The 6,396-nt window shown below is 41.9% G+C and carries 7 protein-coding genes and 1 pseudogene; all 8 read right to left on the bottom strand.

The window, feature by feature from the left end:
* The coding region (gene cgtA / locus SORDD27_RS10160; protein ID WP_231069276.1) for an Obg family GTPase CgtA at window positions 1-647 on the bottom strand (647 nt) is incomplete at its 3' end.
* A 71-nt stretch (window positions 648-718) separates the two neighbouring features.
* Window positions 719-853, bottom strand: a complete 135-nt coding sequence (locus SORDD27_RS02870; protein WP_000863851.1) for a DUF4044 domain-containing protein — start codon at window positions 851-853, stop codon at window positions 719-721.
* A gap of 29 nt (window positions 854-882) precedes the next feature.
* Window positions 883-1,071, bottom strand: a complete 189-nt coding sequence (locus tag SORDD27_RS02865; protein WP_000735790.1) for a PspC domain-containing protein — start codon at window positions 1,069-1,071, stop codon at window positions 883-885.
* A 20-nt stretch (window positions 1,072-1,091) separates the two neighbouring features.
* The gene (locus SORDD27_RS02860; RefSeq protein WP_042768665.1) at window positions 1,092-2,417 is read right to left on the bottom strand and encodes a glycosyltransferase family 4 protein; all 1,326 of its coding nucleotides are present in this window, start codon (window positions 2,415-2,417) and stop codon (window positions 1,092-1,094) included.
* An 8-nt stretch (window positions 2,418-2,425) separates the two neighbouring features.
* On the bottom strand, window positions 2,426-3,469 hold the full coding sequence (locus SORDD27_RS02855) for a glycosyltransferase family 4 protein (RefSeq protein ID WP_025171818.1): 1,044 nt from the start codon (window positions 3,467-3,469) through the stop codon (window positions 2,426-2,428).
* A 113-nt stretch (window positions 3,470-3,582) separates the two neighbouring features.
* Window positions 3,583-3,912, bottom strand: a complete 330-nt coding sequence (locus tag SORDD27_RS02850; protein WP_000331930.1) for a metal-sulfur cluster assembly factor — start codon at window positions 3,910-3,912, stop codon at window positions 3,583-3,585.
* Window positions 3,913-3,926: 14 nt separating this feature from the next.
* Window positions 3,927-5,035: pseudogene (gene rpoD / locus SORDD27_RS02845) on the bottom strand (RNA polymerase sigma factor RpoD).
* 2 nt (window positions 5,036-5,037) lie between these two features.
* A partial coding sequence (locus SORDD27_RS02840) for a DNA primase (protein ID WP_061427197.1) occupies window positions 5,038-6,396 on the bottom strand: 1,359 nt, incomplete at its 5' end.

The raw sequence follows: 6,396 nt of genomic DNA, 5'->3' as shown, positions 1-6,396 counted from the left end.
GGAAGGTCTGCTACTGCAAAAGATTCACCTGACTGTGTACGAACCATACCCAAATTAGGGACAATCGTCGTAAAGTGGTAAGCACCGATTTTAGGTTTAGCTGAAGTGATGACACTAAGCAAAGTTGACTTTCCGACAGATGGGAAACCGACCAAGCCGACATCCGCTAGGATCTTCAATTCCAGTTGCAACTCACGTTCTTGACCTGGTTCTCCATTCTCAGAGATTTCAGGTGCAGGATTTTTTGGCGTGGCAAAACGGATATTTCCACGACCACCTCGACCGCCATGAGCTACGATAAATTCCTGACCATGTTCAATCAAGTCTGTAATGACTTTTCCTGTTTCCGCATCACGTACAGTAGTCCCCTGTGGTACGCGAACACGAAGATCTTCTGCACCATGTCCGTGCATTCCTTTGGTCATTCCTTTTTCACCGGAATCAGCCTTGAAATGACGGTTATAGCGGAAATCCATCAAGGTACGTAAGCCTTCGTCTACCACGAAAACAACGTTACCTCCACGTCCACCATCACCACCCCAAGGACCGCCATTAGGGACATATTTTTCACGGCGAAAGGCAACCATGCCATCGCCACCATTACCAGCCTTGACCTTAATCTTGGCTGTATCTAAAAACATACTCATATTTTCTTCTCACTTTAAAAAGGCTGGGGAGAACCCAGTCATTAGTTATTGTTTCTATCCTCGTAGCTTGCTTAGAATCTACTAAAAGCTCCAAGCGCAGTTGCAAAGATACCAGCAAGGGTTACAAACAACATGATGAGCACGACAACAAGTGTCACCTTTTCAAACAAAGTTTTTTTACGTTTTCCGTTATCTCCAAAAGCCATAACTTCTCCTTTTTCTATATAATTTTAATTTAATATTCTGTTGAAACTGGTGCAATCAACCATAAAATGATATAAGCAAGGACTCCTGTCCCATAACAAAATGCAAGAACAGCCCAAATGACACGAACAATTGTTGGATCGATATCAAAATAATGAGCAACTCCTGCGCATACTCCACCAATTTTTTGATCTTTCCCACTTCTCATTAATTTTTTCATTTTTTCTTCCTCTTATTCTATTATTTGAATTCGTCTCTCCAATAATCTCTGATGCTAGACAATTGTTTTCGAGACGCTCTTAAAATACGCTTGGATTCTTTTACTGGGCTTGTAACAGCCTGTTGAGGTAGATAGAGAATCGTTTTTAAGAAGCGCTGAGTGACAGGTTGTCCATCATGTAACTCATGTTCAAAGTTATTTGAGATAATAGCATCAAGGTAAAACTCATGAACTCGTTTCCCAAAATTTTCAGCCGAAATCTCGTACAACTTATCCGCCAACTTTTGTTCAGACATATCAGGAGTAGCGATCAATGCTTCAAGGATAGCGCCCGCAAGCTCTCGTTCTCCATAGTAGAGGGTACCAAACATTTTATCATTGATCAGATTTTCAAGATAGGGATTGCCATGAGCAATAACAGGCGTTCCACTGGCTAGACTCTCTAGATAAGTCAATCCTTGGGTTTCACTAGTGGAAGCAGAAATAAAGAAATCTGCCGCCTTATAGTACAGGGCTGTTTCACTTGGAGCAATCATACCTGTAAAAATCACATGTTTTTGTATGTTCAATTTCTCTGCTTGTTCTTTCAGACTGTCCAGATAAGGTCCGTCTCCAGCAACAACCAACTTCACCTTGTCTTCTTCTTTCAAAACCTCAGCAAAGGCTGCTAAGACTGCTTGGATATTCTTCTCATAAGAAATACGCGAAAGGCTCAGCAGCATTTTCTCACCTTCCTGAATACCCAACTTCGAACGAAGTTCTTGCAAGTTTTCCTCTTTGATCTCAGGCCGTTCAAACTTAGCCAGCTCAATTCCAGTTGGGATGACACGCTTTTCAACCTTGACTTTGTATTTAGATAAAAGGTCACGAACAATCTCACTAGGGCAAATCACACCATCTACATCATGAAGGAAGCCACGCACCAAATATTTTACCATACTCGGACGAATTAGCATACCCTTAGCAATGTAATGCACATAGTCTTCGTACTGGGTATGGTAGGTATGAATAACTGGAATTTTTAATTCTCTCGCAATCCAAATCCCTAACAAACCAAGTGAAAATTCTGTCTGGGTATGAATGATGTCGAGTTGATACTGCTTGGCAATTTCAAGCGCCTTTGTAAAACCTCGGTAGGCAAAACGTCGATCCTTAAACGCAAAGAAAGGAACACTCGGAATGCGAATAATTTGCCAATCTTCGTATCGGTTCACGTCTTTATCAGTCGTTGTAAAGATAAAAACTGCATGCCCCTGCTTTTCAAGCTCAGTTTTCAAAGTCCGAATACTAGTCGCGACCCCGGAAACCTGAGGGAAATAGGTATCTGTAAATAAACCAATTCGCATAAATTACCTCACTTTTTGCCCAAAGCAGCCTGTTCTCGATAAAATTTTAACCAGATTTCCAACAAATGCTCCTCAGAGTACTCTTTGGAGATCTCGCGAGCTTTTTCTTTCAAGTCCTTTAAGGCTTCAGGGTCATTCTTGTATTCTAGGATTGCTTCTCTCATCTCGGAAACATCACTTGTAGCACGATAATTCCCATCAAGAATAACCTTATATAGATCCAAATCTCTTAACATAATAGGAGCCTCGCAACTAGCAGCCTCTAAGATAGTCATAGGGAATAATTCATTGTAACTTGGTAGCAAGAACAGATCCGCCATAGCGTAAAGTTCCCGCATCCGTTCGGGTGACACAATTCCAGGGAAAATAAGATTTTTTGGTGGATTGTCCATAATCTTCTTGTAGCGTTCATAACCATCTGTCATCCCACCAAATGAAAAACCACCTGCCCAGATAAAGGTAATTTCTGGCAATTCCTCAGCAAGACGGATAAAATCATCAATTCCTTTACGTTTCTGAACCTGACCCGCACCGATTACGACAAACTGATCTTCCGCAAGATCCATTTCCTTCCGGAGTTGTGCAACCTGTTCAGCTGGTAATGGATGCCATTTTTCTTTATTTACAAAATTTGGAATATAAGTTACTTTTTCACGCGGAATACCAGCAGCCACTAAATCCTCGATAAACATGGGATTGACCACCACCAAGTGTTCCATTCGGTTGTAAAAGGAAAAAACATAGCGTTTGACAATTCCTTTTAGGAAAAATGGAATCTTCAAACTCCCCTCAAGCGTATCAGGCAAAAAATGCACATAGCCAATTTTTCTCCCAGAGCGTTTCTTTTGGAAAGTAGATAAATAATAGGGGAAATCAATGGTGTGAAAATGAGTTACATCCGCTTCTACAGGAAGATTCTCTGTAACAATCAACTGGTCTTTGGCATCACGGTGAAGGAGACTAACCAATTCTCGATAAGCTCCTGACACTCCTTGACCAGCTACTTTTTCACTTGAACTTAGCATATTAATACGCAATTTTTCGTTTTCCATATCTTTCATTATACCATTTTATTTCCAGAAAATCAGCAAAAGAAAGAAGAGACCAAAGGAAAAAGGATAAAATCACCTTATTTTCCAATCGTCTCTCGCATTTTTCTTAGTCTTTATTTAATTCCTAGGGCGATACGCGCGTATCGGCTCATTTTTTCAACTGTCCAAGCTGGATACCAGACCAATTTAACTTCGGTATTGGTTACCTCAGGCACATCTGTCATCGCATCGTGTATCTGGTCTGTCAAAAGGTCAGCCAGTGGGCAGCCCATAGTTGTCAAGGTCATATCAATTTCAGTGTGACCTGTTTCACCATCAAAACGAATTTCATAAATCAAACCTAGGTTGACAATATCAATCCCCAACTCAGGGTCGATGACTTCTTCCAAAGCATTTAAAATGCGTGTTTTGATCGTTTCAATTTGCTCTTCTGTATAAGCCATGTTATTCCTCACTCTTAGTCTTCAATAAAATCACGAAGGGGTTTGCTGCGACTTGGTTGGCGCAATTTTCTCAAAGCCTTGGCCTCAATCTGACGGATACGCTCACGAGTCACGTTAAAGACTTTACCAACATCTTCAAGAGTACGCATTTTCCCATCGTCCAAACCGAAGCGCAAGCGCAAGACGTTTTCTTCACGGTCTGTAAGAGTATCCAAGACTTCATCCAACTGCTCACGCAAAACGATACGAGTTGTGTAGTCTACGGGATTTTCAATCACTTCGTCTTCGATAAAGTCCCCAAGATGGCTATCGTCCTCTTCACCGATCGGTGTTTCAAGTGATACTGGTTCTTGGGCAATCTTTAGGATTTCACGGACCTTGTCGGTGTCATATCCATACGCTCAGCAATTTGTTCAGGAGTTGGATCTTGTCCCAATTCTTGAAGGAGATTACGCTGTTCACGGACAAGCTTGTTAATGGTTTCAACCATGTGGACAGGGATACGAATAGTGCGGGCCTGGTCAGCAATGGCACGAGTGATTGCCTGACGAATCCACCAAGTTGCATACGTAGAAAACTTAAATCCTTTTGAATAGTCAAACTTGTCAACAGCCTTCATCAAGCCCATGTTTCCTTCTTGGATCAAATCAAGAAATTGCATACCACGTCCTACGTAGCGCTTAGCAATAGAAACCACCAAACGAAGGTTGGCTTCTGCAAGACGTTGTTTGGCTTCGATATCACCAGCCTCAACTGCTAAAGCCAATTCTTTTTCCTCTTCGTTGGTCAAGAGAGGAACAACCCCGATTTCCTTCAAATACATACGGACTGGGTCATTAACCTTGGCAGAAGTTGAGCCAATCAAGTCCTCATCACTGAGTTCTGGTTCTTCTTCTGCACTAAGAACACGCGCGCTTGGATTTCCTTCGTTGTCTGTGATAGAAATTCCAGCATCCTGAATCCGTTGCAAAAGGTCTTCAATGCCGTCTGCATCGAGGGTGAAAGGAATAACCAGACTTGAATTGATTTCATCATCTGTTGCTGTTCCTGTTTTTTTGTGGTTACGGATAAAGTCTGCTACTTGCACATCAAATGTGGTTACTTCTTTTTGTTTTGTTGCCATTATTACTCCATTCTTCTCTTTTGGGAAATCAATCGTTGCAATTCTTCCAAGGCTGTGTCTGTATCTCCTACATGACTAGCTTCCTGCACTTTCTTTTTAATTCTTAAGTTGTCCTTGCTGAGGAGGGCACGGTTTCGAGTCGCTTCGACTTCTACTAGCTCTTGAGGCGACATCTCAGCTGGCAAATCCAGACTAAGCACGTGGTACCAAGCATTTTCAACCTCAGGTGTCTGATGAGAAAGCTCCTCTGAGCCGATTTCTCCCTGCTCACTTAATAATTCGTAAAGAATCTGAAATTCTGGGGTATCAAAGAAAAAATCTTCTCTTAATCGGTAGTCATTTAACACAACTGGGTTCTCAGCCATCCTATAGAGGAGATGAGCTTCTGCTCTCATGACTGCTGTCAGTTGGCGCGTTACAGGTAAACTAATCGCTGCTGGAGGGTGCTCCTCTTTGACTCTTTCCTGCCTTTGAACAATCCGACTTTCATTTACAATCTGTTCCACCTGCTGGTAATCAAAGGAAGGGAGATTATCTGCTAGAATGTGGATATAAGAATTCTGGGCAGTGATAGACTTTTCTTTGGCGATTAGGGGTGCAATCTTTTCAATGAATTCAATTTGCGCCTGTAAGTTATCACTATTTTCAGGCTTTAGCTGGTGAATATAGAACTCAATAGGACTAATCCGGGTCTTGGTTAAAAGGTAAGCCAGATCTTCAGGAGAATTCTTTTGTAAATACTCATCTGGGTCCATGGCATCAGGTACTCGAACAACCTCCACTGAGAAGTCTTTTAATTCCTCTAGAGCCTTGGCTGTTGCTGCCTGCCCTGCCTTGTCGCCATCATAGCTGAGAACAATTTTTTTGGTAAAGCGTTTGAGGTGGTCAACATGCTCCTTGCTTAAGGCTGTTCCCATGGAAGCTACAGCATTTTCTATACCAGCACGGTAGGCTGCGATCACATCCATGAAGCCTTCCATCAGATAGAGCTCTGTAATCTTACCTGTTCCCTTTTTTGCCTTGTCCAAATGATACAATTCGTAGCTCTTGTTAAAAATTGCAGTCGAGCGACTATTTTTATATTTGGCAGTCTGACTGTCCGTTTCTTGCCAGATACGACCTGAAAAGGCAATAACCTGCCCCTTGTCATTGGTCAAAGGAAAGATGATCCGTCCAAAAAAAATATCATAAAATTGATTACCATCTGACAGATAAAACAAGCCCGAATCCAATAAATCCTTTTCCTCAAACTTGTCAGCCAAACGTTGATAGAGATAAGTTCTCTCTGCTGGAGCCAGTCCAATCTGGAAGTGCTTTAGAACATCATCTGTCAATCCGCGTTTGTAGAGGTAAGCCCTTGC

This window comes from Streptococcus oralis (assembly GCF_001579025.1).
GTDB lineage: Bacteria > Bacillota > Bacilli > Lactobacillales > Streptococcaceae > Streptococcus > Streptococcus oralis_X.
The sequence above is the reverse complement of the archived record's forward strand: the minus strand, read 5'-3'. Positions and strand labels throughout refer to the sequence as shown.

Coding starts and splice junctions, on each gene's coding strand:
- SORDD27_RS02855 (WP_025171818.1), bottom strand. CDS start 3,469: ATGGAAAACGAAAAATTGCGTATTAATATGCTAAGTTCAAGTGAAAAA.
- SORDD27_RS02860 (WP_042768665.1), bottom strand. CDS start 2,417: ATGCGAATTGGTTTATTTACAGATACCTATTTCCCTCAGGTTTCCGGG.
- SORDD27_RS02850 (WP_000331930.1), bottom strand. CDS start 3,912: ATGGCTTATACAGAAGAGCAAATTGAAACGATCAAAACACGCATTTTA.
- SORDD27_RS02865 (WP_000735790.1), bottom strand. CDS start 1,071: ATGAAAAAATTAATGAGAAGTGGGAAAGATCAAAAAATTGGTGGAGTA.
- SORDD27_RS02870 (WP_000863851.1), bottom strand. CDS start 853: ATGGCTTTTGGAGATAACGGAAAACGTAAAAAAACTTTGTTTGAAAAG.